Genomic DNA, 3,707 nt, shown 5'->3' on the forward strand with positions numbered 1-3,707 from the left:
GGGGACGACACGCTGATCGGCGGCGCGGGCAACGACACGCTGACCGGCGGCGCCGGCAAGGACGTGTTCGTCATCGGCTTCCAGGACGGCCATGATGTCATCACCGACTATACCCCCGGCCAGGACGTGATCCGTCTCGCCACCGGCATGGACATCCTCGGCACCGTCGCCGCCGATACCAACAACGATCAGATCGTCGATCTCCGCATCAACCTCGAACAGGGCGGATCCGTCACCCTGCTCGGCATCTCCGACATCAACCAGATCACCTTCGCATGATCGGGCACGTCGCGAATTAAAGCACAGCGCAGAAAAGCCGGCCCCGCATCGCAGGGCCGGCTTTTTCAGGCCTTTCGAAGCGCGCGATAGACGAAATCCTGCGCCACCACTTCGGGCGGACGCAGATCGGTGGGCGGAAACCTCGTATTCCATTTAAATATTATACTTAAATTCAATCGACTGACGCGCCTCCGGTTCCTACGAGGCATCTTCATGAAGCGTGGGAACGCCCCATCGCGATCAATGGGGGCAACGCATGGCGACCATTGAGCTTTCGTGCGGAGACAATGGATGACCATCGCGCCTACGGTTTACATCGCAGCACCCGGCACGCTCTTCAACCAGAGCGGGATCGATATTACAGATGCGTATAATCTTTCCGAATATGTAACTGCGGAGAGCTTCACGCTTGCCGAACGCCGTACGCTGACGACGATCACCGCCGCCCTTAACGACGACAGCAGTCCCGACAATGGCATATTGGATGGCTTCAGCGGTACGTTGAGCTGGGGCATCTATTCATCGGTGGGTGGTGCTCCCGGCACGTTGCTGTTTACCGGGGCGGACAGTTCGCCGATCATGGTGGACACTGGTCTGAACTATGGCTCCACCGACGATATCATCCTGGCGACGATCGATCTCGGCGTGACGCTCGATGCCGGCACCTATTTCATCGTGCTGCACGAGGGAGCCTGGGGATCGGCCTATGACGGTTCGAAGATCTGGTGGATGAAGACGAACACCGATATTGGCAGCGATGGCGCTTATCTGAGCAGCAATTTCGCCAATCCGTCCGGCTGGATATTCAGCGGGGGCTCAGCCGCCTTTTCGCTCAACGAAACCCCTGTCTATGCGGCGACCGAGCAGGTCGCGCTCAATCTCAAGGGCAATGTCTCGATTGCCGACAGCGATGTCGGCGGCAACACCATGACGGTGACGCTGAGCGTCGGTTACGGCATCCTGACGGCGACGGCGGGCGACAGCGGAGCGAGCGTTTCGGGCAGCGGCACCGGTACGGTCACCCTCACCGGCACGCTGGCGCAGGTCAACGATCTGCTCGGCGCCAACAGCACCAGCAGCTTCACCTTCACCGCCAACACCGATGCGCCGCCCGCCAGCACCGTGCTCACCGTGACCGCGCAGGAACCCGGCGATGCCACCCCCTCCGCGCCGGTGACGCAGACCATCACCATCGCGGCGGTGAACGACGCGCCGACGGCGACGGTTTCGGCGAGCGCCTATGCGGCGACCGAACAGGTCGCGCTCAGCCTGAAGGGCACGGTCTCGGTCGCTGACGATTCCGGCAATGCCAGCATCACGGTGACGCTGGGCGTCGGCTACGGCGTGCTGACCGTGAGCGCGGGTACGAGCGGTGCGAACGTATCGGGTAGCGGCACGAACAGTGTCACGCTCACCGGCACGCTGGCGCAGATCAACGATCTGCTGGGCACCAATGCCACCAGCGTCGTCAGCTTCACCGCCGATACCGATACGCCGCCCGCGAACACGACTTTGACCGTCGGCATCAATGACGGCGGCAATAGCGGCAGCGGCGGCGCGCTCACTGGTTCGGCCACGCAGACGATCAACATCACGGCCATCAACGACGCACCGGTGATCTCGAACCTGAACGGCGACAGCGTCACCTGGACCGAGGGCAATGGCGCGCTGCTGATCGACGCGAGCGCCAATGCCGCGATCACGGACGCCGACAGCACCAATTTCGACGGCGGCACGCTGACCGTCTCGATCACCGGCGGCCTGGTGAGTGCGCAGGATCAGCTTGTGATCATAGCCGATGCGTTCATCACGCTGGGCGCGCCGCTTCCGGGTGGCGATCGCCAAGTCTATTATAACGGCACCCAGATCGGCCTGGTGGCCGGCGGCGGCGCCGGCGGCGGTGCGCTCAGCTTCAGCTTCTACGATCCCGATGGCCGCCCGGCCCCGCCGGTCGGCGCGGTGCAGGCGCTGCTGCGCACCATCGGCTACACCAATTCGGGCGGAGACGCCCCGTCGGGCGGCGCGCGCACGATCAGCTGGACGCTGAACGACGGCGACGGCGGCAGCACCACGGTCACCAGCACCGTCAATGTCGCGGCGGTGAACGACGCGCCGACGGCGGCGGTTTCGGCAAGCGCCTATGCGGCGACCGAACAGGTCGCGCTCAACCTGAAGGGCACGGTGTCGGTCGCCGATGTCGATGCGGGCAGCGGCAGCATCACGGTGACGCTGGGCGTGGGCTACGGCATCTTGACGGTGAGCGCGGGCACGAGCGGCGCGAACGTCTCGGGCAGCGGCACGGGCACGGTCACGCTCACCGGCACGCTGGCACAGATCAGCGATCTGCTGAACACCAACGCCACCAGCAGCGTCACCTTCACCGCGAACACCGATACGCCGTCCGCCAGCACGACACTGACCGTCGGCATCAATGACGGCGGCAATACGGGCAGCGGCGGTGCGCTCACCGGTTCGGCCAGCCAGACGATCAACATCACGGCGGTGAACGACGCGCCGACGGCGGCGGTTTCGGCAAGCGCCTATGCGGCGACCGAACAGGTCGCGCTCAACCTGAAAGGCACGGTGTCGGTTGCCGACGCCGATGCGGCCAGCGACAGCGTCACGGTGACGCTGAGCGTGGGCTACGGCATATTGACTGTAAGCGCGGGCACAGGCGGCGCGAACGTCTCGGGCAGTGGTACGGGCACGGTCACGCTCACCGGCACGCTGGCGCAGATCAACGATCTGCTGAACACCAACGCCACCAGCAGCGTCACCTTCACCGCGAACACCGATACGCCGCCCGCCAGCACGACGCTGACCGTCGGCATCAACGATGGCGGCAACAGCGGCAGCGGCGGCGCGCTCACCGGATCGGCCAGCCAGACCATCGCCATCACCGCGGTCAACGACCTGCCGGTGGGTGTGGGCGACAACTATGCGACCGACGAGGACACGGCGCTGGTTATCAGCACCCCCGGCGTGCTGTCGAACGACACCGATGCCGATGGCGATGTGCTGACCGCTGTGCTGGTGTCCGGCCCTTCGCACGGCACGCTGACGCTCAATCCGAACGGCAGCTTCACCTATACGCCCGATGCCGATTATCATGGCAGCGACAGCTTCAGCTATCGCCCCAATGACGGCACCGCGAACGGCGCCCCCACCACCGTCGCGCTGACGGTCAATTCGGTCAACGACGCGCCCGCGAACCTTGCGATCGACAGCGACCGCGTCAATGAAGGCGCTGCCGCCGGCACGGTCGTCGGTACCGCCACCGCGTCCGATGTCGATGGCGATACCATCATCTGGTCGCTCTCGGGCGCGGATGCCGGGCTGTTCCATATCGATGCCAACGGCGTGATCACCACCACCGGCACGACCGCGACCTTCGAGAGCCGGCCGAGCTACAGCCTCACCGTGCGCGC

General features: G+C 64.9%; 1 protein-coding gene and 1 pseudogene. Both read left to right on the top strand.

The features are described from left to right. A pseudogene (locus tag K7G82_RS29585) lies at positions 1-279 on the top strand (family 16 glycosylhydrolase); the annotation flags it as partial. 291 nt (positions 280-570) lie between these two features. Beyond that, positions 571-3,707 (top strand): tandem-95 repeat protein (locus K7G82_RS29590; protein ID WP_222994088.1); only part of this gene is annotated, 3,137 nt, incomplete at its 3' end.

The sequence above is a fragment of the Sphingomonas colocasiae genome (assembly GCF_019880585.1).
Taxonomy (GTDB): domain Bacteria; phylum Pseudomonadota; class Alphaproteobacteria; order Sphingomonadales; family Sphingomonadaceae; genus Sphingobium_A; species Sphingobium_A colocasiae.